This window comes from Geobacillus thermoleovorans (genome assembly GCF_001610955.1).
Taxonomy (GTDB): domain Bacteria; phylum Bacillota; class Bacilli; order Bacillales; family Anoxybacillaceae; genus Geobacillus; species Geobacillus thermoleovorans.
This window is the reverse complement of record NZ_CP014335.1, coordinates 3,234,780-3,260,252: the sequence shown is the minus strand read 5'-3', so window position 1 is coordinate 3,260,252 and position 25,473 is coordinate 3,234,780. Positions and strand designations below refer to the sequence as shown.

Annotated in this window: 27 protein-coding genes; 25 read left to right on the top strand and 2 right to left on the bottom strand. The window is 54.3% G+C overall.

From position 1 onward, the window contains the following. The first annotated feature begins 1 nt into the window (after nucleotide 1). From nuoN to GT3570_RS16350, 15 genes are all read left to right on the top strand, one after another. On the top strand, nucleotides 2-1,495 hold the full coding sequence (nuoN, locus tag GT3570_RS16425) for an NADH-quinone oxidoreductase subunit NuoN (protein ID WP_062899052.1): 1,494 nt from the start codon (nucleotides 2-4) through the stop codon (nucleotides 1,493-1,495). 378 nt (nucleotides 1,496-1,873) lie between these two features. Beyond that, complete coding sequence (locus tag GT3570_RS16415) at nucleotides 1,874-2,113, top strand: DUF1146 family protein (RefSeq protein ID WP_011232810.1); 240 nt, start codon at nucleotides 1,874-1,876, stop codon at nucleotides 2,111-2,113. A 260-nt stretch (nucleotides 2,114-2,373) separates the two neighbouring features. Beyond that, nucleotides 2,374-3,129: a YwmB family TATA-box binding protein gene (locus tag GT3570_RS16410; protein WP_011232809.1), complete on the top strand. Its 756-nt coding sequence runs from the start codon at nucleotides 2,374-2,376 to the stop codon at nucleotides 3,127-3,129. 31 nt (nucleotides 3,130-3,160) lie between these two features. Continuing rightward, entirely contained in the window at nucleotides 3,161-4,465 is a 1,305-nt protein-coding gene (gene murA / locus GT3570_RS16405) for a UDP-N-acetylglucosamine 1-carboxyvinyltransferase (RefSeq protein WP_014196941.1), read from the top strand. Nucleotides 4,466-5,031: 566 nt separating this feature from the next. Continuing rightward, on the top strand, nucleotides 5,032-6,063 hold the full coding sequence (gene spoIID / locus GT3570_RS16400; RefSeq protein ID WP_062899051.1) for a stage II sporulation protein D: 1,032 nt from the start codon (nucleotides 5,032-5,034) through the stop codon (nucleotides 6,061-6,063). 188 nt (nucleotides 6,064-6,251) lie between these two features. Then, nucleotides 6,252-7,139 carry a stage II sporulation protein SpoIIQ gene (locus GT3570_RS16395; RefSeq protein ID WP_013524797.1) on the top strand — a complete coding sequence of 296 codons (888 nt, stop codon included), beginning with the start codon at nucleotides 6,252-6,254 and terminating at the stop codon, nucleotides 7,137-7,139. A 206-nt stretch (nucleotides 7,140-7,345) separates the two neighbouring features. Further along, a complete protein-coding gene (locus GT3570_RS16390; RefSeq protein ID WP_015376050.1) occupies nucleotides 7,346-7,795 on the top strand; it encodes an Lrp/AsnC family transcriptional regulator in 450 nt (149 codons plus the stop codon). A gap of 234 nt (nucleotides 7,796-8,029) precedes the next feature. After that, nucleotides 8,030-8,971 (top strand): nickel ABC transporter permease, encoded by a 942-nt coding sequence (gene nikB, locus GT3570_RS16385; RefSeq protein ID WP_062899050.1) that lies wholly within the window; start codon nucleotides 8,030-8,032, stop codon nucleotides 8,969-8,971. Nucleotides 8,972-8,997: 26 nt separating this feature from the next. Next, the gene (locus GT3570_RS16380; RefSeq protein ID WP_021321925.1) at nucleotides 8,998-9,903 is read left to right on the top strand and encodes an ABC transporter permease; all 906 of its coding nucleotides are present in this window, start codon (nucleotides 8,998-9,000) and stop codon (nucleotides 9,901-9,903) included. A gap of 31 nt (nucleotides 9,904-9,934) precedes the next feature. Beyond that, the gene (locus GT3570_RS16375; RefSeq protein ID WP_062899049.1) at nucleotides 9,935-11,497 is read left to right on the top strand and encodes a glutathione ABC transporter substrate-binding protein; all 1,563 of its coding nucleotides are present in this window, start codon (nucleotides 9,935-9,937) and stop codon (nucleotides 11,495-11,497) included. Nucleotides 11,498-11,505: 8 nt separating this feature from the next. After that, complete coding sequence (locus GT3570_RS16370) at nucleotides 11,506-12,510, top strand: ABC transporter ATP-binding protein (protein ID WP_062899048.1); 1,005 nt, start codon at nucleotides 11,506-11,508, stop codon at nucleotides 12,508-12,510. Then, nucleotides 12,482-13,459, top strand: coding sequence for an ABC transporter ATP-binding protein (locus tag GT3570_RS16365; RefSeq protein WP_062899047.1), 978 nt, complete (start codon nucleotides 12,482-12,484; stop codon nucleotides 13,457-13,459). The genes GT3570_RS16370 and GT3570_RS16365 overlap by 29 nt, the downstream gene beginning before the upstream one ends. 12 nt (nucleotides 13,460-13,471) lie before the next feature. Continuing rightward, a complete protein-coding gene (locus GT3570_RS16360; RefSeq protein WP_062899046.1) occupies nucleotides 13,472-15,076 on the top strand; it encodes a gamma-glutamyltransferase family protein in 1,605 nt (534 codons plus the stop codon). Nucleotides 15,077-15,101: 25 nt separating this feature from the next. Beyond that, nucleotides 15,102-15,683, top strand: coding sequence for a chromate transporter (locus GT3570_RS16355; RefSeq protein ID WP_011232804.1), 582 nt, complete (start codon nucleotides 15,102-15,104; stop codon nucleotides 15,681-15,683). Beyond that, nucleotides 15,680-16,213 (top strand): chromate transporter, encoded by a 534-nt coding sequence (locus GT3570_RS16350; RefSeq protein WP_011232803.1) that lies wholly within the window; start codon nucleotides 15,680-15,682, stop codon nucleotides 16,211-16,213. The genes GT3570_RS16355 and GT3570_RS16350 overlap by 4 nt, the downstream gene beginning before the upstream one ends. A gap of 210 nt (nucleotides 16,214-16,423) precedes the next feature. Here GT3570_RS16350 and GT3570_RS16340 read toward each other — a convergent pair whose 3' ends face one another. Next, on the bottom strand, nucleotides 16,424-16,933 hold the full coding sequence (locus tag GT3570_RS16340) for a BsuPI-related putative proteinase inhibitor (protein ID WP_011232802.1): 510 nt from the start codon (nucleotides 16,931-16,933) through the stop codon (nucleotides 16,424-16,426). A gap of 310 nt (nucleotides 16,934-17,243) precedes the next feature. Here GT3570_RS16340 and spoIIID point away from each other — a divergent pair, with 310 nt between their 5' ends. The 10 genes from spoIIID (at nucleotide 17,244) to GT3570_RS16290 (ending at nucleotide 24,386) form a co-directional block, all read left to right on the top strand. Continuing rightward, on the top strand, nucleotides 17,244-17,507 hold the full coding sequence (gene spoIIID, locus GT3570_RS16335; protein ID WP_008880665.1) for a sporulation transcriptional regulator SpoIIID: 264 nt from the start codon (nucleotides 17,244-17,246) through the stop codon (nucleotides 17,505-17,507). A gap of 106 nt (nucleotides 17,508-17,613) precedes the next feature. Further along, nucleotides 17,614-18,615 carry a rod shape-determining protein gene (gene mreB, locus GT3570_RS16330; RefSeq protein ID WP_011232800.1) on the top strand — a complete coding sequence of 334 codons (1,002 nt, stop codon included), beginning with the start codon at nucleotides 17,614-17,616 and terminating at the stop codon, nucleotides 18,613-18,615. A 340-nt stretch (nucleotides 18,616-18,955) separates the two neighbouring features. Next, entirely contained in the window at nucleotides 18,956-19,786 is an 831-nt protein-coding gene (locus tag GT3570_RS16325; RefSeq protein ID WP_011232799.1) for a flagellar hook-basal body protein, read from the top strand. A gap of 18 nt (nucleotides 19,787-19,804) precedes the next feature. Further along, nucleotides 19,805-20,626, top strand: coding sequence for a flagellar hook-basal body protein (locus GT3570_RS16320; protein WP_011232798.1), 822 nt, complete (start codon nucleotides 19,805-19,807; stop codon nucleotides 20,624-20,626). Between the two features lie 11 nt (nucleotides 20,627-20,637). After that, nucleotides 20,638-20,979 carry a DNA-directed RNA polymerase subunit beta gene (locus GT3570_RS16315; RefSeq protein WP_011232797.1) on the top strand — a complete coding sequence of 114 codons (342 nt, stop codon included), beginning with the start codon at nucleotides 20,638-20,640 and terminating at the stop codon, nucleotides 20,977-20,979. A 33-nt stretch (nucleotides 20,980-21,012) separates the two neighbouring features. Then, nucleotides 21,013-21,450, top strand: coding sequence for a 3-hydroxyacyl-ACP dehydratase FabZ (gene fabZ, locus GT3570_RS16310; protein ID WP_011232796.1), 438 nt, complete (start codon nucleotides 21,013-21,015; stop codon nucleotides 21,448-21,450). Nucleotides 21,451-21,591: 141 nt separating this feature from the next. Then, nucleotides 21,592-21,960, top strand: coding sequence for a hypothetical protein (locus GT3570_RS16305; protein WP_011232795.1), 369 nt, complete (start codon nucleotides 21,592-21,594; stop codon nucleotides 21,958-21,960). Nucleotides 21,961-22,109: 149 nt separating this feature from the next. Beyond that, nucleotides 22,110-22,853 carry a YveK family protein gene (locus GT3570_RS16300; protein ID WP_011232794.1) on the top strand — a complete coding sequence of 248 codons (744 nt, stop codon included), beginning with the start codon at nucleotides 22,110-22,112 and terminating at the stop codon, nucleotides 22,851-22,853. Continuing rightward, a complete protein-coding gene (locus GT3570_RS16295; RefSeq protein ID WP_031212049.1) occupies nucleotides 22,843-23,541 on the top strand; it encodes a CpsD/CapB family tyrosine-protein kinase in 699 nt (232 codons plus the stop codon). The genes GT3570_RS16300 and GT3570_RS16295 overlap by 11 nt, the downstream gene beginning before the upstream one ends. 59 nt (nucleotides 23,542-23,600) lie before the next feature. Then, nucleotides 23,601-24,386 carry an SGNH/GDSL hydrolase family protein gene (locus GT3570_RS16290; protein ID WP_023633274.1) on the top strand — a complete coding sequence of 262 codons (786 nt, stop codon included), beginning with the start codon at nucleotides 23,601-23,603 and terminating at the stop codon, nucleotides 24,384-24,386. A 31-nt stretch (nucleotides 24,387-24,417) separates the two neighbouring features. On the opposite strand, the gene tagU is transcribed toward GT3570_RS16290, so the two are convergent. Continuing rightward, on the bottom strand, nucleotides 24,418-25,359 hold the full coding sequence (gene tagU / locus GT3570_RS16285; RefSeq protein ID WP_014196932.1) for a polyisoprenyl-teichoic acid--peptidoglycan teichoic acid transferase TagU: 942 nt from the start codon (nucleotides 25,357-25,359) through the stop codon (nucleotides 24,418-24,420). Between the last annotated feature and the right edge of the window lie 114 nt (nucleotides 25,360-25,473).

Here is a 25,473-nt window from a genome sequence, read left to right as displayed (position 1 = left end):
CATGAACGATGTATGGCAATCCGATTGGAGCATGATGGCGCCCGAATGGATCGTCCTCGCGGCCGCCATAGCGCTGTTGGTGATTGACTTGGCGCTGCCGAGTGATCGAAGCCGCCGGCCGCTTGCTTGGGGCGCCGCGGCGGCGGCGGCGCTCGCCATGATCGCGACAGCGGCGATGATCCCGGCCGGGTCGGCATCGATTTTGCATGATACGTTCCGGCTCGATGCGTTCGCCAAAGCGTTCAAGTTCATTTTGCTGGCTGGCGGAGCGCTCGCTCTGCTTTTAGTGGCCGAATGGGCGCCGAAAGAAGGCAGTCCGCACCGCGGCGAATTTGTCTATATGATGTTGTTTGCGCTGCTTGGGGCGATGATGATGGCGTCTAGCGGCGATTTGCTTACATTATTTGTCAGCCTTGAGCTGCTTTCGGTGTCGTCCTACATTTTGGCCGGTTTGCGCAAAACGGCGCCGGCATCGAACGAGGCGGCGCTCAAATACGTCATCAATGGCGGCATCGCCACCGCCATCATGCTGTTTGGCATGAGTTATGTGTTCGGCTTGACCGGAACGACGAATCTCGGCGGCATCGCGCGCCGCTTGCAGGAGACGAACGAGCCGTACATGCTTGCTTTGGCGTTTCTGCTTTTGCTCATCGGCGTTTCGTTTAAGCTGGCGACTGTTCCGTTTCATATGTGGGCGCCGGACGTGTACGAAGGAGCGCCCGTTCCAGCGACCGCGTTTTTTGCCGTCGTGTCGAAAACGGCCGGCTTTGCCCTTCTTCTCCGTTTGCTGGTGACGATCTTTGCCGCGGCGTCGTCTGAAGGGCGTGACCCATCATCGCTTCTTTTGTCGATGCAGCCGATCATCACCGTGTTAGCTGGATTGACGATGATCATCGGCAGCGTCGTGGCGCTTCGGCAGCGGAGTTTAAAGCGGCTGCTCGCCTACTCAGGCATCGCCCACGCCGGCTACTTGCTCGCGGGGTTTGCCGCGATGTCATGGGCGATGATCGATTCGCTCTGGATGTATTTGCTCGTCTATACGTTGATGAACATCGGGGCGTTTGCCATTATTGCCCATATTGTCAATGAAACCGGATCCGATGATTTGGATGGGCTCGCCGGCTTATATCGGCACCGCCCATTTCTGGCTGCGGCGTTCGGGCTGTTTTTGCTCTCGCTCGCCGGCATCCCAGGAACAGCTGGCTTTATCGCCAAGCTGCATATTTTCATCGGCCTTGTCGTCACAGAGCCGGGCCATTATGTGCTCGCCGCCGTGATGGCGATCACGACCGTCATCTCGTACGTGTATTATTTCAATTTGATCGTCCAGCTCTTTTTCCGCCCGACGTTCACCGCGCCGCTTGGCCGGCTGCCGGCCGGGCTGTCGACCGCCGTCGTTCTTTGCGCGCTTGGAACGTTGGCGATCGGCTGGGCGCCGGGGCTTGCTTACGATATGCTTGCCCAGTTTGGGCATTTTGGCGATTTTTTGCCGTAACGGTAGAATAAAGGGAGAGGGAGAATGCCTCTCCTCTTTTTTTGCGCCGCCGGCTTCGTTTGGAAAGGAGGGGATGCGCTGCGTGCTTTGCGCAGGAAAGCTCCATCGAGCAATGTTTGCTTTCCACCTAGCATGAAAGTTTCAAGGCCTGCGCATTTTCATAGAAAGAGGGGAATGCTCATCCCGCTGGCTTTGTTTCGGGACGAGGAGCACCTTGGATGTGCGGCCGGTGCTGTTTCGGGGGAGAAGAGCTTGTCATGCGACGCTTAATCTGTTTTCGAAACGCATGAAGTGCTTTGGCTGCACGCCGCGTTCCGAAAAAGAGGAAATGCTTCGTATGCGCCGTTTCACATATGCTTGAGAAAGAGGTGAAACTTGATGATGCCGGTCATCGGCCAACAAGCGTTGATTTCGATTATCGTTCATTTGGCGTTTCTAGCGGTGACGTGGTGGACGCTGCAGGCGGTGCGGCTCGAGGTGCTGCTTCGGCCGAACCGCGTCGTCCAAGGGCGGCTGCTGTACATTTTATTGACGATTGCCATCGGCTCGACGGTGGCGAACTTTTTCCTTGACTATTGGGCTTGGTCAACCGATTTGCCGTATTTGTTCCGCGAATAGGGAGGCCCGGGGCGCCGTGGTGCTTCGGCTCCCCCTCCAACTGTCCGCTTGCCCCGCCCTCTGTCCGGCCGATCCGTTCTTGCCGCCGCCTCTTTGCTCCCCGTCCCGTCCCCTTCTTCCATGGATTCTCGGCTGTTTGCCCTCCGCTTTGATGTTTATTTATGAAAGCGATTTCAAAAATCGCCGGTTGTCGATTTTTTTGACGTATGTTCCCTTGCCCGGTGGCAACAATAACAAGTAAGGAGAGGAAGGGAACGAAGATGAGAAAAAATCCAATCTGTTGGCTGATGGCGCTGGCCGCCGCGGTCTTGTTGTTGGCCGCAGGGCAATACCGGACGGAAGGCGCGCGGGGGAACGAATGGTCCGAACCGTTGGAAATGATGGCGCACACATTGGCGCAACACGGTGCCTCGCTCGGCCGCTGGGTCGTGTACACAAGAGAGTATGCCCACGATATTCAAAATGATGCGGACTTTTTCAAAAAAATGGCGGAGTTCAAACAAACATACCGCTCCTTCCGCTGGACGTTCCACCAAACTAGCCATTGGCAAAAAGTGATCGGCACGAATGAACATTCCTTTTTTCGTGAACAAATCCAGCTCGTGATGACCGTCACAAATGGAACGCCGCAAACGTATATCCTCTATGAAGCGACCGGCCCAACGTGGAGCCAAGCTGGGTGGAAAGAAGCAGCACAGCACATTCAAAAAACGACGAACGGACTATTTGTGAATCACTCTACATTTTTCGCTTGTATTGAAGGCGAGTTCAGTGGTAATATGGAAGGTGGTTTGTTCGATCAAGCTTCTCAATTGCTTCGCGATTTTCAAGCGACGCCTGTCGAGTGGCTGCGGGAAGAGTCACTCGTTTCCCTGTCTGCATATACTGGGCAGTGGAAGAACGTTCTCCCGGCCGCCAATCATCAGCCGATCAACCTGCAACTCGCCTTGAGAGAAAAATTGGGCGGCAAGACGCGCGTCGTTGCTGGAACCCCAATCATTACCATTGAATACTAATATAGAGAAATTGGACGCGGAGGGGAATACCTTGGAAAAGATCATCGTCCGTGGCGGAAACCGGTTGAGCGGCACCGTCAAAGTGGAAGGCGCAAAAAATGCCGTTTTGCCTGTCATCGCTGCCACTTTATTGGCTACGAAAGGAACAAGTACGATTCATGATGTGCCTGCTCTTTCCGATGTATATACAATCAGTGAAGTGCTCCGCTATTTAGGCGCCGATGTGCACATTGCCGACGAGACGGTCACCGTCGATGCCACCGGTCCGTTGACGGTGGAAGCGCCGTTTGAATATGTGCGAAAAATGCGCGCGTCGGTGCTTGTCATGGGGCCGCTGTTGGCGCGCAACGGCCGAGCCCGCGTGGCGCTGCCGGGCGGCTGTGCCATTGGCTCGCGCCCGATCGATCAACATTTAAAAGGATTTGAAGCGATGGGCGCGTCTGTGAAAGTCGGCAATGGCTTTATCGATGCGGAAGTGAACGGACGGCTCCGCGGCGCCAAAATTTATTTGGACTTTCCAAGCGTCGGGGCGACGGAAAACATTATGATGGCCGCCGTGCTCGCGGAAGGCACGACTGTGATCGAAAACTGTGCGAAAGAGCCGGAAATCGTCGATTTGGCGAACTTTTTGAACGCGATGGGCGCCAAAGTGCGCGGCGCCGGCACCGGAACGATTCGAATCGAGGGAGTTGACGAGCTCGTCGGCACAACGCATACGGTCATTCCGGACCGCATCGAAGCCGGCACGTTTATGGTGGCGGCGGCAATCACCGGCGGCAATGTCCTCGTGCAAGGAGCCGTTCCGGAACATTTAGGCTCGCTGATCGCTAAACTCGAAGAAATGGGCGTGACCGTCATTGAAGAGGAAAGCGGCTTGCGTGTCATCGGTCCGGAAAAGCTGAAAGCCGTCGACATTAAAACGATGCCATATCCGGGCTTTCCGACCGACATGCAGTCGCAAATGATGGCTCTCTTGTTGAAAGCGGAAGGCACGAGCATGATCACCGAGACGGTGTTTGAAAATCGCTTTATGCATGTGGAGGAATTCCGGCGCATGAACGCCGATATTAAAATTGAAGGGCGTTCCGTCATTATCAATGGCCCGTGCCAGCTGCAAGGCGCCGAAGTGGCGGCCACCGATTTGCGCGCAGCGGCGGCGTTGATTTTGGCTGGACTCGCGGCGGACGGCTACACGCGCGTGACCGAGCTTCGTCATCTCGACCGCGGGTATGTCCGCTTCCACGAAAAGTTGGCTGCGCTTGGGGCCGACATTGAACGCGTCCGCGAAGAAACAGAACAATTCGACCAAATTCAAACGATCCAATGGAACGGATAAAGAGCGAAAAACGACCGTGAACTGCCTTCGAGCAGGGAATGGTCGTTTTTTCTTGGAACACGGGCGACCGTCGAAGGACGGTAAAAAACAACCGTTCGTTCCTAACGGTCTGTTTTGAAGCTCAGAGAAAGACCGTCTGTATGAAATTTCTCCATAAGCTTGATCGCATCGCGCGAAGCAAGTCGCGACGGTGGTGAAACATGTGCTTTCGAGAACCCCCTTGTTCCATCGCCCCTATTCAGTCACCGACTTTTTTCAACGGCTTCATGTTTAGCAGGCTGGCGATTTAAGGGGAAATGCTGTTCTCCAACAGTGTTTCTCAAATGGAAAAACCTTGCAACACCATAGCGTCATTCCTTGCGATTTCTCACAAACTGAGCGAATCCGTTGTTTTTCACCAGCCTTTTAGGCGGAGTGCGAAACGCGCTCATGAAGGTTTTGGCTGGAAAGAAAACTGTCATATATACTTGTCCGAGCCCATAACTATAGTAACGAACCGAAGCCAACGCAGGCATTCATTCGCGATGTCCGCTTGTGCTTGGAAAATGCATATTGGGGGCTCGGCTATGGTGAAACGACTGAAACCGGTGATGGCGCTCGCTCTCTCGCTGTTTGTCGCCATCCTCGTCATTCCGACGGCGCTCGTTCTTCCATTTTATGACGGGAAGGTGGCCAAATTGGCCGAACAACTGCACAAGCAAGAACAAGTCCAACGGTCGCAGGCAGCCGAAGGGCCGTCCATCGACGTGGCGGTCTATCGAAGCAAAGAACAACGCGTCGAACATATTCCCCTCGAGCAATACGTCATCGGCGTCGTTGCGGCGGAAATGCCGGCCGAATTTGAACTCGAGGCATTAAAGGCGCAAGCGTTGACGGCAAGAACGTACATCGTGAAGCAATTGCTCGCCAACCAGCCGTTTCGCCTGCCAAAAGGAGCGAATGTGACCGACACGGTGGCTCATCAAGTCTATTACAGCGATGACGAACTGCGAAAACTATGGGGCAGCGACTACGATTGGAAAATGAAAAAAGTGACAAAAGCGGTGATGGACACGCAAGGGCAAATTTTGACATACAACAATGAGCCGATCGAGGCGCTGTTTTTTTCGACAAGCAACGGCTATACGGAAAATTCGGAAGCCTATTGGCAAAGCGATTTTCCGTATTTAAAAAGCGTCGCCAGCCCATGGGACAAACAATCCCCGAAGTTTTACCAGAGAAAAACGATGTCGGTGGCGGAATTCGAGCGAAGACTGGGGGTCCAACTGCCCGCTGACGGCTCCGTCGGCGTCATTGTATCGCGCACTCCCGGCCGCCGCGTCGGCGAAGTGAAGATTGGCGGCAAGACGTTTACGGGCCGCGATGTGCGCGAACGGCTCGGGTTGCCGTCGAGTGATTTCACCTGGGTGCGCAACGGAGATGACATCATCATTACGACGAAAGGCTACGGCCATGGCGTCGGCATGAGTCAATACGGAGCCAACTTTATGGCCAAAGAAGGGAAAACGTACGCTGACATCGTCAAATATTATTACCGCGGCGTTCATATTTCGTCGGCGACGGCGTTTTTAAACAAATTGACCGCGAAAAACGGATGAACCGGGGTTCTGCCGCCCCGGTTTTCTGTCAAATGTTCGGGGCAAACGGCAGGGAGACGCCCCTCGCCATGCGCCCCTCATTTTTTTGCATAAAATCTAGTCGAATGTCAAAAAATAAGTGAAAAAATTATTTTCTATGTGTATATCTTTTCCTCTTTCTGTTCAAAATGGTTGCTGAGGTGATGAACATGAGAGAGGAACAAAAACAATCGTCGCTGAAGCGTCTGTTCCGCAAACGTTGGGTATTTCCGGCGATCTATTTATCGTCTGCCGCATTAATCGTCGCTGGTGCGCTTTGGTTCCAATTGGGCAAAGAGGAGAATACGGGCAGAGACAACGTGGCGAAAAACGGCACCGCCCAGCAAGAAAATCCGGCTGTTCCGGTCAATGAAACGGTCGAAACGATTGCGATGCCGGTGCTTGATCCAAATGCGGTGCAAGTGAAAACGCCATTCTACGATGACAAAGCATCGGAAGCAGAACAGGAAGCAGCCCTCGTCTTTTATGATCATACGTACCACCCGAACCAAGGCATCGATCTTGTGCGCCAAGACGGCAAAACGTTTGATGTCACCGCTTCCTTAAGCGGCACGGTGACGAAAGCGGAAAAAGACCCGATTTTGGGCTATGTTGTCGAAATCAATCATGAACAAGGGGTCACGACCGTCTATCAATCGCTCGCTGATGTGAAAGTCGAAGCCGGCGACACGGTGAAACAAGGTGAAGTGATCGGCAAGGCAGGGCAAAGCGAATTCAACAAAGAAGCCGGCATCCACGTCCACTTTGAAATTCGCAAAGACGGCCGGGCGGTCAACCCGATCGACTATGTCGACAAACCGTTGACGGCTTTGACTGACAAAGCGGAAGACAAAACGGGAACCGATCGCGCCGCCACGAGCAAAGAAAAAGAATTGATTCCAAGTGACGAAACAGCGCCGACAGACGAAAACCCAGCGAATGAACAACCATCGGCTGACGACCATTCGACGACGCCAAGCGACAACCATCAAGACGAAAACAACGATGCTTCATCCTACAAAACGCCAGACGCCTCGATCGGCATGGCAAGAGCGTAATCGACAAGGCGTCGAGCAAGAGGAAACGAAAAACGCGACGAAAAGGCCTGTCCGTTTGCCAAGACAAGCGGGCGGGTCTTTTTTCATCGTCGTTCCACGAGACTTTTGCACCGCAGGGGCTGCGGACGGGGATTGAAAAAGCTTTTAACCTCATGCTAGAGCCGTTATAATGATAGAAAAATGGATGCTAGGCGGGTGACAAGGCGATGAAACTAGATGACATCGACCGCAAAATTCTTGAACTGTTGATTGAAGATGGCCGCATGTCGTACGTCGACATCGGCAAAAAGCTGAACCTTTCGCGCGTCGCCGTCCGCGAGCGGGTCAATCAGCTCGTCAAGCACGGTGTGATTGAAAAGTTCACCGTTGTCATCAATTCAGAGAAATTCGGCAAGCAAGTTTCAGCGTTTTTCGAGGTCGACTGTGAACCAGCGTATTTGGTCGAAGTAGCGCAAAAGCTGGCCGAAAACCCGAATGTAGCGAGCTGCTACCAAATGACAGGCCCGAGCACACTCCATATGCATGTCCTCGTTGAAGATTTTGCCGCCCTTGAAAAATTCATCAATAACGAGTTGTACGCGTTGGAAGGCATTACGAGAGTTGAAAGCCATATTTTGCTTCGCCGCTTTAAGAGTCGGACGGGGTTGAAGTTGTAGCCGCCGCCTCTGGTAGGGCCGTGAAGCCCGGTAAAAAGCGTCCCGTAAAGGGGCGTTTTTTATTCATAATAAAAAATTCAATTTTTTTGAGAATTATGTAGAAAAATGATTCGAATTCCTATATAATCATAAAAAACAAAATAAAAATTAACTTTGTTAAATATCAATTTAATTTTAATTAACAAATGCATATAAAATTCTCTTTTATATAAACAACAGAAAGGAGTGAATATGATGGCGGGGATGATTGTCAGAAGATTTTTTCAGCTTATCCTCCTATTGGTCGGTATCTCGTTCCTTGTCTTTACGAGCATGTATATCGCTCCGGGGGACCCAGCAACGATCATTGCTGGCCCGACCGCATCACAGTCAGACATCGACGCCATCCGCGAAGATTTAGGGCTTAACGACCCGTTCCTTGTCCAGTATGGCCGCTACATGAACGGGCTGTTTCATGGCGATCTCGGCTATTCGTACCAAACGAAGCAGCCGGTGTGGGAAGCGATCATGACGCGGTTTCCGAACACGCTTAAGCTAGCCATTGCCAGCATTATTGTGGCGGTAATCATTGGTGTCGTTGCCGGCATTATTTCTGCCATCCGGCAAAATTCATGGTTTGACGTCTCCAGCACCGTCTTTGCTTTGGCAGGCATTTCGATCCCGAACTTTTGGCTTGGCACCGTACTCATTTTAATTTTCGCGGTCAACTTGCAGTTGCTTCCAGTCGGCGGGCTGGATCAGCCGTTTTATACGGCAGAAGGGTTGAAGCAGCTGGTGCTGCCGGCCATTACGCTCGGGACCGGGTCAGCGGCGATGATTGCGAGAATGAGCCGTTCGTCGATGCTCGAGGTCATCCGAGCCGACTTTATTCGGACAGCACGGGCCAAAGGCTTAAGAGAGCGGACGGTCATTTGGGTGCATGCCTTGCGCAACGCCATGATTCCAGTCATTACTGTTATTGGCTTAAACTTTGGTTTTTTGCTCGGCGGCACGATCATCACCGAACAGGTTTTTGCCATTAACGGCGTCGGCCGCCTGATGGTGCAAGCCATTGCCGCCCGGGACTTCCCGATGGTGCAAGGCTCCGTCTTGCTTGTTGCTACGTTGTTTGTCTTAGTCAACCTGATTGTTGACATTATTTATACGTTTATCGACCCGCGTATTAGTTACGATTAAAAGAACGATAGAAAGGGGGAAAATCGATGGAAACCGGTGCAGCGGTGAATACAGGCCATGCCACAGCCGGCCTTGGACGCAAGAAAGAAAAAATGTACATCACCACGATCAAGCGGTTGCTGAAAAACAAGTTGGCAGTTGTGGGGCTTGTCATCATCGCTATTCAAGTACTCATGGCCATCTTCGCCCCGTGGCTCGCCACCCATGATCCGATAAAGCAAAATTTGTCAGCGGCTGAGCTGCCGGTTTTTTCCGATGGACATTGGCTCGGAACCGATAACTACGGGCGGGATATCTGGAGTCGCATCGTGTATGGCGCTCGCATTTCCCTCGTTGTCGGCATCGTTTCCGTCAGCTTAGGGCTGATCGGCGGGGTGGTGCTCGGCCTGTTAGCAGGGTATTACAGAAAACTCGACGGACTGATCATGCGGATTGTCGACTTGCTGTTTGCGTTTCCGGGAATTTTGCTTGCCATGCTTATCATCGCCATTTTAGGCACCGGCTTGATTAATGTGGCGATCGCTATCAGTATTTGGTCGATCCCGACATGCGCCCGCATCGTCCGCGGCAGCGTCTTGTCAGTAAAAAATCGCGAATATATTTTGGCGATGAAAGCGCTCGGGGCGAGCAACGCCCGCATTATCATCAAGCATATTTTGCCAAACTGTTTGGCGCCGATCATTGTGTTTGCGACGATGCGCATGGCAACTGCCATTTTATCTGCTGCCTCGCTCAGCTATTTGGGGCTTGGCGCTCAGCCGCCGACGCCGGAGTGGGGGGCCATGATTGCCGCTGGCCAGGCGTTTATGTGGACGTCGCCGCACATGACGGTCGTTCCAGGCATCGCTATTATGCTCGTCGTTTTCGCCTTTAACGTCGTTGGCGACGGATTGCGCGATGCGCTGGATCCAAACATGGATATCAATCAATAAAAAACTTATATATAGTGTGGAGGGAAAGCCAGTGAAAAAGAAAACGTATTGGTCGTATGTTGTGCTTGCTTTTGTTCTTGCCGTTTCCGCGGCGTTGGCCGGATGCGGAGGCAAATCCGCTTCTAACAACGCCTCGTCCAGTTCGCAAGGGAAAGGAAACGTCGCCCAGGAATTGACGTATGCGACGACATCTGACGTCGTTGGCCTTTCGCCGATTTTAACGAACGATTCCGTCTCGTCTGCCGTTATCGAGCAAGTGTATGAAACGTTGTTCGTCCGTGATCCGGAGACGATGGAAATCAAGCCGCATTTGGCGGAATCGTATGAAACTCCGGATGATAAGACGTGGGTCATCAAATTGAAAAAAGGAATTAAATTCCATGATGGCACCGACTTTAACGCGGAAGCGGTCAAGTATACGTTTGATAAACTAAGAGACCCGAAGACAGCGGCGCCAAGGGCATCGCTTCTTGAACCGGTCGAATCGGTGGAAGTGAAAGATGATTACACGGTAGTGATCAAAACGAAATACCCGTATGGTCCGATGTTGGCGGCCTTGTCGCATACGAACGCTTCCATTGTCAGTCCAACGGCTGATCAAAAACAAGATTTAATGAAACAGCCGGTCGGCACTGGCCCGTTTAAATTTGTTGAATGGGTGCCGGGCGACCATGTGACATTAGAGAAAAACGATGACTATTGGCAAGGGACGCCGAAGTTGGAAAAAGTGACGTTCAAAGTTGTTCCGGAAGTGACGACGGCGATTTCGATGCTGCAAACGGGCGATGTGCAATTTATCGACAATATCCCGGCTGAACAGTTGTCCCGCGTCGAATCGATGAAAAATGTTCAGCTGATCAAAAAGGAAGGCACACCAGTCTACTATTTAGGCTTTAATATGAAAAAGAAACCGATGAACGAGCTTGCCTTCCGTCAAGCGGTTTCCTATGCGATCAACAAAGATGAGTATATCCAGCAGCTGAAAGGGCTTGGGGTGAAATCAAACAGCGTCATCGGTCCGAAAGTGTTCGGTTATGATGAATCGTCAGAAAACGTCGCTTACACCTATGATCCTGAAAAAGCGAAACAGCTCGTTGAAGAGCATGGCTATAAAGGAACGAAAGTGAAAATTTTGGTCGCCAATACGGCAAATTACATGAAAATGGCGGAGATCGTTCAAGCACAGCTGAAAGAAGTCGGTATCAACGCCGAAATTGAATCGATGGAGTGGGGCACCTTCCTTGATGCAACAAAGCAAGGAAAATACGATATCACATTCCTTGGTTGGACCAACAGCACGGCGGATGGCAGCGAGCTGTTTTATCCAAACTTCCATTCGAAAAACGCTGGAGTATCGAACCGGACGTTCTACAACAACCCGACATTCGACAAACTTGTCGAAGAATCACGTACGACGATCGATCCAGAAGTGCGGAAACAAAAGTTGAAAGAAGCGAATGAATTCTTGTTGAAAGATGCTGCCGTTGTTGTAATGAACCATGGCGTCGTGACGGCGGCTGTTGATCAATCGGTGAAAGGATTGGAGATCGATCCGACAGGACAATGGTCGCTCTATCACGTTCATAGAGAGTAGGGGATAGCATGGCTGAAACATTGTTGCGTGTCGAGAACCTTGTCACGACCTTCAGCACGGCGGAGGGAAAAGTCTCCGCCGTGCGGGGGGTTTCTTTTTCCGTCCGCAAAGGAGAAACACTCTGCATTGTCGGCGAATCAGGGTGCGGGAAAAGCATCACCTCGCTGTCGATTATGGGGTTGCTTCCTAACAACGGGAAGATTGAGAGCGGATCGATTGAGTTTGCAGGACGCGACTTGGTGAAATTGCCGAAAGAAGAGTTGCGCCGCATTCGCGGAAACGAAATGTCGATGATTTTTCAAGAGCCGATGACGGCGCTTAACCCGGTTTTCACGATCGGTTATCAACTTCGCGAACCGCTCATGCTCCATCAAAAGTTGTCGAAACAGGAAGCGCACGAGCGAGGCATTGAGCTGCTCAAGCAAGTTGGCATTCCGTTTCCGGAAAAGCGGATGAAACAATACCCGCATGAGCTAAGCGGCGGGATGAGGCAACGTGTCATGATCGCCATGGCGCTTGCCTGTCATCCGAGCTTGCTCATTGCGGATGAACCGACAACTGCTTTGGATGTGACCATTCAGGCACAAATTTTGGATTTGATCAATGAGTTGAAACAAAAATTGAATATGGCCGTCATTTTGATCACTCATGACATGGGCGTGGTCGCGGAAATGGCGGATCGAGTGATGGTCATGTATGCTGGTGAGAAAGTGGAAGAAGGCGATGTCGAAAGTATTTTCGCCAACCCGCGCCATCCGTACACAAAAGGGTTGTTGAAATCCGTGCCAAGCGTGGATGATGAGGAGTATTCGCTCGAACCGATTCCGGGGACGTTACCCAGTTTAAATGAACAAATTGACGGTTGCCGCTTCCACCCGCGCTGCCCGTTTGCGACTGACCGATGCCGCACGGCACCGCCGCCGGAGAGAACGATCCGCGCCAGCCATTCCGTCCGCTGCTGGTTAGAAGAGGGGGTCCACAACGATGAGCGAGTCAAAGCAGCCACTTCTTAAGTTGGAAAGCGTGAAAAAGTATTACCCGATCAGGGGAGGACTGTTGCGACGCATCCAAGGCTACGTCAAAGCAGTGGAGAACGTTTCCCTTGATGTATTTGCCGGGGAAAGCATTGGCATCGTCGGCGAGTCAGGGTGTGGAAAATCGACCCTTGGCCGGACGATTCTTGGCCTTGAAGAGGCGACGGGGGGCGCCATCTTCTTTCGGGGGGAAGAGATCAGCCGTTTGCCGGAACGGCAACGCAAAAAGTGGAAAAAAGAGATGCAGATGGTGTTTCAAGATCCGTATGCGTCTCTCAACCCTCGCCAACGCATCGGACATGCCTTGGAGGAAGCGTTTATCATCCATACGAACATGACAAAGGCCGAACGCGAAGAGCGGGTATTGCATTTGCTTCAAGAAGTCGGGCTTCGTCCGGAACATTACGACCGATACCCGCATGAATTCAGCGGCGGGCAGCGACAGCGGATCGGCATCGCCCGAGCGATCGCCTTAAACCCGTCGCTCGTTATTTGCGATGAGGCGGTCTCTGCGTTGGACGTATCGGTTCAAGCGCAAATCATTAAACTGTTAAAAGACATCCAAGAAAAACATGAACTGACGTATTTGTTCATTTCCCACGATTTAGGGGTCGTTCGTCATTTTTGCGACCGGGTGCTTGTCATGTATTTAGGCCATACGGTGGAGCTAGCTCCATCTCGGGAGTTGTATGCCAATCCGCTCCATCCATATACAAAAGCATTGCTGTCCGCCATTCCTCGGCCGAAGCCAGGCGCGAAGCGGGAGCGCATTCGTCTTGAAGGGGATTTGCCGAACCCGGCCAACCCGCCAAAAGGATGTCCGTTCCATACGCGCTGCCCGGTGGCGACCGAACGATGCAAACAAGAGCGGCCGGAGTGGAAAGAAGCGGCTCCAGGTCATTTTGTCGCTTGCCATGAAGTGAAGTAAGGAGGAACTGCCATGGACTACCTATACCACCCATACCCATCGCAGCGGATGACGGTGTTCGCCAAAAACGGCGTTGTGGCGACATCGCAGCCGCTCGCGGCGCAGGCGGGGCTTGAGGTGTTGAAAAAAGGCGGCAACGCCATCGATGCCGCCATTGCCGCCGCCGCCTGTCTGACGGTCGTCGAACCGACATCGAACGGCATCGGCGGCGATGCGTTCGCTCTCGTCTGGACGAATGGGAAACTGTACGGGCTGAATGCGAGCGGCTATGCGCCGAAAGCGATCTCGATTGAAGCGCTGAAAGAGCGCGGCTATACAGAGATGCCGAAATACGGCTTTGCTCCGGTGACCGTTCCGGGGGCGCCGGCGGCGTGGGCGGCGCTGTCAAAGCGCTTCGGCCGCCTGCCGCTTGTGGAAACGCTCGCACCGGCGATCGCCTATGCGGAAAACGGCTATCCGGTTTCGCCAGTGCTCGGAAAGTATTGGGCTGCGGCGTTTCGTACATACAAAGAAGCGCTTCGCGGGCCGGAGTTTGCCGCCTGGTTTGCGACGTTTGCGCCGGGCGGCCGCGCGCCGAAGATCGGCGAAGTGTGGGCCTCGCCGGACCATGCGGCGACGCTCCGCTCCATTGCCGAAACGGAAGCGGAAAGCTTTTACCGCGGCGAGCTGGCGGAAAAAATCGCCGCCTTCTCGAAGCAATACGGCGGCTTTTTGGCGGCGGACGACCTCGCCGAGTATGAACCGGAATGGGTCGAGCCGATCTCCGTCTCCTACCGCGGCTATGAGGTGTGGGAAATTCCGCCGAACGGCCAAGGGATTGTCGCGTTGATGGCCATCAACATCATGAACGGGTTTGACGTGCCGAGCGTGCCGGATGTCGAGACGCACCACCGGCAAATCGAGGCGATGAAGCTTGCCTTTGCCGATGGGAAAGCGTACATCGCCGACTGCCGCTATATGAACTGCAGCCCAGACGAGCTGTTGTCGGAATCGTTTGCCGCGATGCGCCGGGCGCAAATCGGCGAGGAGGCGCTGACGCCGGAGCCGGGAACGCCGCCAAAAGGCGGAACGGTCTATTTGGCCGCCGCGGACGGCGAAGGGAATATGGTGTCCTATATTCAAAGCAACTACATGGGCTTCGGCTCGGGCCTCGTCGTCCCAGGAACGGGCATCGCCCTGCACAATCGCGGCCATAACTTCGCCTTTGATGAAGGCCATCCGAACGGGCTGGCGCCAAGGAAAAAGCCGTACCATACGATCATCCCCGGCTTTTTGACCAAAGGCGGCGCGCCGGTCGGCCCGTTCGGCGTCATGGGTGGATTTATGCAGCCGCAAGGGCATCTGCAAGTGATCATGAACACGATCGATTTTGACTTAAACCCGCAAGCGGCGCTCGATGCGCCACGTTGGCAGTGGATGGAAGGGAAAACGGTATTGGTGGAGCCGCACTTCCCGCGCCATATCGCTGAAGCGCTCGCCCGCAAAGGGCATGACATCCGCTTGGCGTTGGACAGCGGACTGTTCGGCCGCGGGCAAATCATTTGGCGCGATCCTGACACCGGCGTGCTCGCCGCCGGGACGGAGCCGCGCACGGACGGTGCGGTGGCCGCTTGGTGAGACTCACGATAAAGGGATGACTTCGATGAACCAGTGGCATTTGTTTCTCGCTTTTTTCCGCGTCGGCATGCTTGGATATGGGGGCGGCCCGTCTTCGATCCCGCTTGTGCGCGCTGAAGTGGTGGCGAAATACCGCTGGATGGCGGATGAAGAATTCGCTGAAATTCTGGCCATCGCCAATGCTTTGCCCGGCCCGATCGCCACGAAGCTTGCCGGCTATATCGGCTACCGTGTCGGCGGCGCGCTCGGTTTAGTGAACGCCGTGTTGGCGACGACGGCCCCGACGGTCGTGTTGATGATCGTGCTGTTGGCCGCCTTATCCTCGTTTAAAGACACACCATGGGTCGCTGGGATGACCAAAGCGGTCGTGCCGGTCGTGGCCGTCATGCTTGCCGAGATGACGTGGCAGTTCGCCAAACAGGCGCGCGCCGCCCTCGGCTGGCGGCCGGCCGCCCTGCTCCTTCTTGCCTGCTTTTTGGCCTTGCAGTGGCTCGGCCTTCATCCGGCGCTTGTGGTCGCAGTGTTGCTTGCGGCCGCGTTTGTCGGCCGAAGCAAGCCGAAGGCGGTGGATAGAGACAAAGGCGGAGAAAGGAGGGCGTCGTCATGATCTACTGGCAGCTGTTTCTCGCCTTTTTTTGGCCCGGCATTCTCGGCTACGGCGGCGGCCCGGCTTCCATCCCACTCATCGAGCACGAGGTCGTTGACCGCTACGGCTGGATGACGGTCAACGAATTCAGCGAGGTGCTGGCGCTTGGCAACTCTCTTCCCGGCCCCATTGCGACGAAAATGGCAGGTTATATCGGATACGAACAAGCCGGCGTCCTTGGCGCTGCCATCGGAGTGTTTGCCAGCGTCGCTCCGTCGCTCGTTTTGCTGTTGGCGCTGCTTGGGCTCTTGTACAAATGGAAAGACGCGCCGCAAGTGAAGCGGCTCACCGCCTACATCCGCCCAGCGATCGCCGTGATGCTCGGGATTATGGCGATCGACCTTTTCCGCGAATCGTACGAAGGGGCCGGGCTCGGCCAAACGGCGTTTCTCACCGCCGCGAGCGCTTTTTTGCTGCTGGGCAAATGGCGCATCCACCCAGCGTACGTCATCGTCTTGGCGCTTGTGTATGGGGCTTTCTTTTTGTCGTAATGCAGGGAAAATCTTTTCGGCGCTGCAACGGGATGCTTCATCCATGGGTGAGCATCCCTCTTTTTGTGGCAGCGCGGGCAAAAAAGAACATCGATGCAGAAATTCCTGTTGGAAAAGGCCGCAAAAAGCGCTCGGGACAGGAGCGTTTTCCTAATTTAGACGCCGGATGGCGAGCGCGGCAACAGCCGCGAAGGCAAACCGGCAGCGCCTTCACTCGACCGTAAATGTCGCCTTCGCCCGCGCGTTCGGCCAGTTTGGATCAGCGAGCCACCACTCAAGCGTATACGTCCCCGGTTCTAGGTCGCGGAACGTTTCCTGAAACGACAGCTCTTCCCCCTGTTTTAACGGCCGTTCCTCATAAATTTGCGCAAACATCTTCCCTTCGCTGAACTGCTTCATCTTTTGTCCATCGCGGTATAAAACGTAGTCATACTTTTTCGAGCTCGTAAACGTCACCGTTTGCACGCGTTCGGTTTGGTTTTTCACCGTGAAGGTAAACACGTATGCCCCGTTTTGTTTTTCATATGTCAGCGATGGCTCAAGCGTCCCGGCGATGATGCCTTTTCCGCCCGCGGGCGCCGGTTTGCCTGATGGCGCTGGGGCAAGCAAATCGTCTTTCGCTTGCGGCCGTTCGTCGGCATTGACATGCACGAGCAGTGCGCTCGCTGCCGCTACCCCTGCTAACGCCGCGGCGATGCCGATCACTTTTCCTTTGCCCATGTCGGTGCCTCCTTTTTACCTCTTTATAATATAGTCGTTTCCCATTTCGCTCTCGTTACAAACCGCAAAAAAATTGTGAAAAAACCGTTGTCCGCCTTGATATTTCTGGTATATATGCCCGATTTGTCTAATAAAATGTTACAAATTGAACAGCAATGAGAGTGGTTGAGGTGGGGATCGTTCACAACCGGCAAGCGACGCGATGAAGACGCTTCTAAGACATCCAACGAAAGCGGCGCCCATCATTGGCAAGACGAGTCTCATTTCACACTTCTCACTTCTCACATCCAACCTAGGGAGGGCGAGTGGTGTGCACGATTACATCAAAGAGCGTACGATCAAGATTGGCAAGTATATCGTGGAGACAAGGAAAACCGTTCGCGTCATTGCGAAAGAATTTGGCGTATCCAAAAGCACCGTGCATAAAGACTTGACCGAGCGGCTGCCGGAAATCAACCCGGAACTGGCCCAAGAAGTCAAACAAATTCTCGATTACCATAAATCGATCCGCCATTTGCGCGGCGGGGAAGCAACGAAGAAAAAGTATAAAAAGCAAGCAGTGAAAAACAACTGACTTTTTCCTTGCCATCTGCCGTTTGCAGTATCATTCCGGGAGGCAAATATGGTAGAATAAACAATTAGGAATGATTTTAGGGCAGAGGCAAGGAGGAGCAAGTCATATGTTTTCACGAGACATCGGCATCGACCTAGGCACGGCGAACGTCCTCATTTTCGTCAAAGGCAAAGGCATCGTGCTCAATGAGCCGTCCGTCGTGGCGATCGATAAACACACGAACAAAGTGCTGGCAGTGGGCGAAGAAGCACGACGAATGGTCGGACGTACTCCTGGGAATATTGTTGCCATTCGGCCGCTCAAAGACGGCGTCATCGCGGATTTTGACATTACCGAAGCCATGCTGAAGCATTTCTTAAGCAAGCTCGACCTAAAAGGCTTTTTCGCCAAACCGCGCATTTTGATTTGTTGCCCGACGAACACAACATCCGTGGAACGGAAAGCGATCAAAGAGGCAGCGGAAAAAAGCGGCGGCAAAAAAGTGTACTTGGAGGAAGAGCCGAAAGTCGCAGCCATTGGCGCCGGAATGGACATTTTTCAGCCGTGCGGAAACATGGTCGTTGATATTGGCGGTGGCACGACTGACGTCGCGGTTCTCTCGATGGGAGACATCGTCACCGCCTCTTCCATTAAAATGGCCGGGGACAAGTTTGATATGGAGATTTTAAACTACATCAAGCGCGAATATAAGCTGCTCATTGGGGAGCGAACGGCCGAGGAAATCAAGATTAAGGTCGCAACGGTATTCCCAGGCGCACGGTCCGAAGAAATCGACGTCCGCGGCCGCGATCTCGTCACCGGACTGCCGCGCACGATCACCGTTCGATCGGAGGAGATCGAACGGGCGCTTCGCGAGCCGGTGTCGTTGATTGTACAAGCCGCCAAAAGCGTGCTCGAGCGCACCCCGCCGGAATTGTCGGCGGATATTATCGACCGCGGCGTCATTTTAACGGGTGGCGGTGCATTGCTTCATGGCATCGATTTATTGCTGTCAGAAGAGCTGAAGCTTCCGGTGTTCGTCGCGGAGAATCCGATGGACTGCGTCGCTCTTGGCACCGGGATTATGCTGGAAAACATCGATCGGGCGCCAAAATCGCAATTGATTTAAAAAGCCGTCATGCCCTTTGGCCAAGAGATGGTTCATCTGGATCAACCTTATAGAGTCAACCTTTTGCGTCATTCAGGCGCAGACCGCTTTGGAAGGACGTTTTTCTCATGGCTTGATCAAAATGGATACAACCGCCGCCGGGACAAGCGAGGCGGGCAAAAAAGGAATGGCGGGGGATGCCGCGGCTGCCCTTGCCCGCTTATAATGAAAGATGGAATGGAAAGGAGCGGAGCGGCAGGGCAACGCGCCGTCCGCTTGACCATAGGGAACACCCCATCCGCCGCTGCCCAAAGAGCGGCCGCGGCTTTTTCTGATCGATCGGACAAGCGAGGTGCTGGTCATGTTGAGAGGGTTGTACACCGCCGCGAGCGGCATGTTGGCGCAAGAGCGGCGCGTGGATTGGTTGACGAACAATTTGGCGAACGCCGAAACGCCGGGATACAAAGCCGATGCGGCCGCGATGAGAGCGTTTCCGGAACTGTTGATGAGCCGCCTCGAGGATCAACCGATCCCGACCGCCTCAAGGCGCGCCATCCCGACGCAAACCGTCATTGGGCCGCTCGTTACGGGCGTCTATATGCAAGAACTCATCCCGAACTTCCGCCAAGGGGATGTGAAAGAAACCGGCTTGGCGACCGATATCGCCCTTGTGGACGGACAAGTCCCCGTCGACCGGGCGAGCGGCCAGCGAGGCGCGCTGTTTTTTGCCGTCGCCAACGGTCAAGGGGAGGTCCGCTACACAAGAAACGGTCATTTCACCTTGAGCCCGGACGGCTACTTGACGACGCAAGAGGGCTGGTATGTGCTTGATGCCAATGGCGAGCGCATTCCGCTCTCAAGCGAGCGGTTTGCCGTCCGCGACGATGGAACGATCATCGATGAGAATGGGACGGCCACCCGTCTCGGCGTTGCATTCGCCGCCAATCCGCAAACGTTGGTCAAGGAAGGAAACGGCTTATTCCGCAGCACGACAGGGCCGTTGCCGCAGGCGCCCGGCAATGTGACGTATACGGTGAAACAGCGTTTTCTCGAGCGGTCGAACGTCGACATTGAGCGGACGATGACCGATTTGCTCGCTGCCTACCGCGCATTTGAAGCAAACCAAAAAATCGTCCAAGCGTACGACCGCAGCTTGGACAAGGCCGTCAACGAAGTCGGCCGCCTGAAATGATGAAAGGGGGACAAGCCCGTGCTCCGTTCGATGCTCACCGCCGCCAACACGATGAATGCCTTGCAGCAGCGGCTCGATACGATCAGCCATAACATCGCCAACAGCAACACCGTCGGCTTTAAACGGCGCGAAGCGAGCTTTGCCGAGCTCTTGACCCAACAAATCGACCGCCTGCCGAACGACGAAGCGCCCCGGCAAACGCCAGAGGGCGTGCGCTACGGCAACGGGGCGCGTCTCGCTTCGACGATGCTCATCACCAAGCAAGGTGCGCTGGTGGAAACCGGCCGCCGCCTGGATTTTGCCTTGACGGACGAAAACCAATGGTTCCGCGTCCGTCTGGCCGATCAAAACGGTGCGGAAACGATCGGCTACACCCGCGCCGGCAACTTTTCGCTTGCGCCCATGAACGGCCAGCTTGCTTTGACGACAAGCGACGGCCTGTTTGTGCTTGATGAAAGGAACGCGCCGATTGTGCTTCCCGCCGATGCGCATGACGTACAGATGTCCCCGACTGGGACGTTGACGGCAACCAATACCGACGGCCGCGTTGTCGCCCGCGTCAATTTGGGCGTCACCATGATCCGCCGTCCGCAGCTTCTGGAAGCCCGCGGCGGCAATGTCTATGCGCTTCCCAACGTCCCAGGCGCGGCCGAAGAACTGAACGGCAGCTTGCGCGGCCAAATCAGCGTCAAGCAAGGCGCGCTCGAACAAGCGAACGTCGACCTTGGCGAGGAAATGGTCGGCCTGATGGCGACAAGCCGAGCGTATCAGCTCAACGCCCGCGCCGTTTCCATCTCCGAACAAATGCTCGGGCTGATTAACGGCATGCGCTCCTCATAAGGAGGATCGCGATGAGTGACGAGAGGCATCAAGAACCTATGCGCTCGCCGTCTTCCCGGATGGCGAGGCGGAAAGGCCGAGTAAGAAAGAGCCCGCCGACTCCCGCCGAACCGGAAGCCAAAGCCCTTCCGCCGGAAGGGGAGGCGGCCGCGCCGCGCCGGTTCGTCCGCACCCGGCTCATCCCGATCTGGCTTCGGCTGATCATCGTGATCGTCTTGATGGCCGCAAGCCTCGCCGCCGGCGCGGTCGTCGGCTACAGCGCCATCGGCGATGGGAAGCCGCTCGATGTATTCCGCCCGTCCACGTGGAAGCACATCATCGATATCGTCGAGAAAGGAACGGATCGCGGCTGATGAAGCCGCCAAACGAGAGAAAGGAGTTTGTCCATGCTTGACATCCAGCAAATCCAGTCCATCATCCCGCACCGCTATCCGTTTTTGCTTGTCGACCGCATTCTGGAAATCGAAGAAGGCAAGCGCGCCGTCGGCATCAAAAACGTCAGCGCCAACGAATCATTTTTCGCCGGCCATTTCCCGGAATACCCGGTCATGCCCGGCGTGTTGATCGTCGAGGCGCTCGCCCAAGTCGGCGCCGTCGTCCTCCTGCAAAGCGAGGAAAACCGCGGCCGCCTCGCCTTCTTCGCCGGCATCGACAACTGCCGTTTTAAAAAGCAAGTCAAACCGGGCGACCAGCTCCGCTTGGAAGTCGAAATCCTCCGCGCCCGCGGCGCCATCGGCAAAGGCAAAGGCATCGCCACCGTCGACGGCGAGCTTGTCTGCGAAACGGAGTTGATGTTCGCTCTTGGCGACAAACGAGCTGACTGAACAAAACGCGTTCCTTCGGGGAGCGCGTTTTTTTGTCGGCTGCGCTATATAGCGTGCGAATGAAAAGTTTCTTTCTGGGAAAGATAAACAAGGACCGGCCTTACATAAGGTCACCACAACCAATAGAAAGGAGCAGATAGGATGAAGAAAAAAGCGTTGCTGATCCGGCTGTTCAGCGCCCTTGTCGCCCTCTTTTTAGCGGCTGGATGCAATATGAACCGCGACAACAACAATCCTCCGCCGCCAAACAACCAAAACGATGTCAACGACCAAGACGTAAACCCGGCTGATGACATCAACCAAAACGATAACGTCGACAACGACAAAGACAATGACGGCATCCCGGACAACCGCGATACCGATTTGAACGACAACCAAAACAATCAACTCCCGCCGGGAGACGACACGAACAACGGACCGGGCGACGATGAGCGCGATACGGTTCCGGACCGCGAAGACCCGATTGAAGATCCGCGGGATGCGAATGACAAAGACAATAAAGACGAATAGCGCAAACAAAGGCTGCCTGTCGGGCGGCCTTTTCATTTGGCCAAAATTAGTACCGATTTCGGCTAGATATGTCTGTTGATATCCGCTATAATGGGGATGTCCATCGATTGTCGAAAAATGCGGACAGGAGAATCATAGGGGGGGACACAATGGAAGAAACAATCAGCCTGCGCGAGCTGTTCGATACATTGCGCAAACGGCTTTGGCTCATCGTCCTGATCACCGCGCTCGCCACCGTCGTGAGCGGCGTGGTCAGTTATTTTCTACTGACGCCGATTTACCAATCGTCGACGCAAATCTTGGTCAACCAGGCGAAATCCGAGCAGCAGCTCTACAACTTCAACGAAATCCAAACGAACGTGCAGCTCATTAACACGTACAGCGTCATCATTAAAAGCCCGACGATTTTGGAAAAAGTGAAAGACGAGCTCCACCTTGACCGGACGCTTGACGAACTGAACGAACAAATTCAAGTCTCAAGCGAAAAAGACTCACAAGTGTTCTCTGTCACCGTCCAAGACCCAGATCCAGCTATGGCGGCCAAGATCGCCAACAAAACGGCGGAAGTGTTCAAAAACGAAATCGTCAAAATCATGAACATCGACAACGTCACCATTCTCTCGAAAGCGGAAGTGAAAGAGCATCAAGCCCCGGTCAAGCCGAAGCCGCTTCTCAATATGGCCATCGCCTTCGTCGTCGGCCTCATGACTGGCGTCGGACTTGCCTTCCTGCTTGAGTATTTGGACAACACGATCAAAACGGAAGAAGACGTCGAAAAACATCTCGGCCTGCCGGTGCTCGGCGCGGTCAGTTTAATCACGGCGGAAGGCGGCCAAAAAGCGAGACGCGAATCCGCCATTCCACAAACAAGAGGTGAAACCATTGGCTCGTAAACCAGCAACATCGATCCGCAAAGCGGAGCGGAGACTGATCACGGTCGACAACCCAAAATCCCCCATCGCGGAGCAATACCGAACGATCCGAACGAATATCCAATTTTCATTCATTGATGCGCCGCTCCGTTCCCTAATTGTCACGTCAACCGGACCTGGCGAAGGGAAATCGACCACCGTGGCGAACTTGGCTGTCGTCTTCGCTCAACAAGGGAAAAAGACATTGCTCATTGATGCCGACTTGCGCAAACCGACCGTCCATTACACGTTCCGCTTAAACAACTACAAAGGACTGACCAACGTCTTAACGGGTTCGGCGCCGCTGTTGTCGACGTGCCAAGCGACCGAAATCGACCACTTATCAATCTTAACGTCGGGCCCGATCCCGCCGAACCCGGCCGAGCTGCTCAGCTCGAACGCGATGGCGCAATGCCTCGAACAGTTGTATGAGACGTTTGATCTTGTCATCTTCGATACCCCGCCCGTCCTCGCCGTGACGGACGCACAAATTTTAGCCAACCAATGCGACGGCACGGTGCTGGTCATCGAAAGCGGCGGCACCGAAATCGAAGCGGCCATCAAGGCAAAAGAACTGCTCGAAGCGGCCAACGCCAAACTGCTCGGCGTTGTCTTGAACAAGCGGAAGCACCGTGACGGCGGGTACTATTACTACTATCAATACAAGTAACCACAAACGGCTTCCCGACCGCGGGAAGCCGTTCTGATAGAGAAAAGGGGAGAGAACCGTTGAGAAACTTCGTCTTCATCCTTTTGCTCACCGCCGCTTGCCTTGCCTTTCTGATCACCGGTCACTTGTACTGGGAGCGAAAAATCGAAGCCACGGTGCAAGCGGCGCGGGCGAAAGTCGAAACATCCGCCAAGCAGGAAACGGAGACGAGCCAAACGGAAGTGATCCTCGCCCGCGCCAAGCAGCTGCCAGCGGCCGCGCAAGCTGCCATCAAGCGGGCGGTGGAGGAACACCGTCCGGTCCACCTTGTTATCGCTGGCTCCGAATCAACGCCAGAAAACGGCGGCTGGCCTGAGCGGCTGAAACAAGCGCTCGATGACGCCTATGGGAAAGGCGTGTTTCACATCACCGTCCACGAATACGACGGCTTGACCACCGCCGACGCCGACCGACAGCGCATCGCCGCCGACTGGGTCAAGGACAAGCCGGATCTTGTCCTGCTTGAACCGTTTTTGTTAAACGACAACGGCGTCGTGACGATCGACGACACTCTTGCCCATATCAAATCGATCATCGACGAGCTCAAATCGGCGGCCCCGAATGCGGTCGTGATCTTGCAGCCGCCGAACCCGATTTACAACGCGACCTACTACCCGCGCCAAGTCGAGCAGCTTGAAGCGTTCGCGAAAGAGAACGGCTATCCTTACCTCAACCATTGGCACGCCTGGCCTGACGATCAAAGCGAAGAGCTGAACCGCTACGTCGACCCGCAAACCGACTTGCCGACCGAGGAAGGAGCCGCGCTTTGGGCCGATGCGCTCGCCAAGCGCTTCATCGCCCAATGAAAACGCGCACCTCTTAAGGTGCGCGTCGCATTTACTTCGCCGCCGTCGCTTTCAGCTCCAGATGCTCTTTCAACTCATTCGAAATCGCCAGCCGTTCGCTCTCCGGCACGATCAAGTAATAAATGCCATTGATTTTCGTCCCTTGTCCCGTAATATGCAGCTGCTTAATTTGCTTGCGGGCGTCTTTGTAATTCGCTTGAATCTCTTTCATTTCCTCAAACGTCAAGTTCGTTTTCACGTTTTTCCCGATCGCTGCGAGCACATCGCTGTAATTCGTGAGCGACGAGAAGCTGGCGCCTTTCTCAATAATCGCTTGAATGATCTGCTTTTGCCGGTCCTGGCGCCCGAAATCGCCGCGCGGGTCCTCTTTCCGCATGCGGGAGTATTTCAGCGCTTCGTCCCCGTTTAACGTAATCTCGCCTTTCGGGAAGTGCGTTCCTTCATACGTAAAAGCGAACGGGTTGTTCACCGTCACTCCGCCGACCGCATCGACGATGTCGCGGAAGCTTTCCATGTTGACCTTAATGTAGTAGTCAATGGGAATATCTAAAAAGTGTTCCACCGTCGCCATCGTCATCTCCACTCCGCCAAAGGCGTACGAGTGGTTGATTTTATCTTTCGTCCCTTTTCCGATAATCTCCGTTCTCGTATCGCGCGGCACGCTCACCATGTCAATCGACTGCTTGTTCGGATTCACCGTCATCACAATCAGCGTATCCGCGCGCCCGCGATCCCCTTTGCGTTCATCAACGCCGATCAACAAAATGGAAATCGGCGTCTTCCGTTCAAACGAAACGTTTTCTTTCCGCTTCTCCGACTTCCAGTTGACGTTCTCGTGCATTTGGTTCGCCGTCTGTTTCACATGATGATAAATGGAATAGGCGAATATTCCTGCTCCAGCGAATAACACGACGAGCAATCCCGTCACCCAGCGGAGCCATGTTTTCTTCTTTTTTCGACGTTCTGCTCTCATGGGCACTCTTCCTTTTCCATTCAGAAATTTTCGTGCATACCATTTCGATTATAGACCGTTTTCGAAAAGAAGACAACTGACAGCCGCATTGGCGGGCGTTCCAGCTTGCCCCCT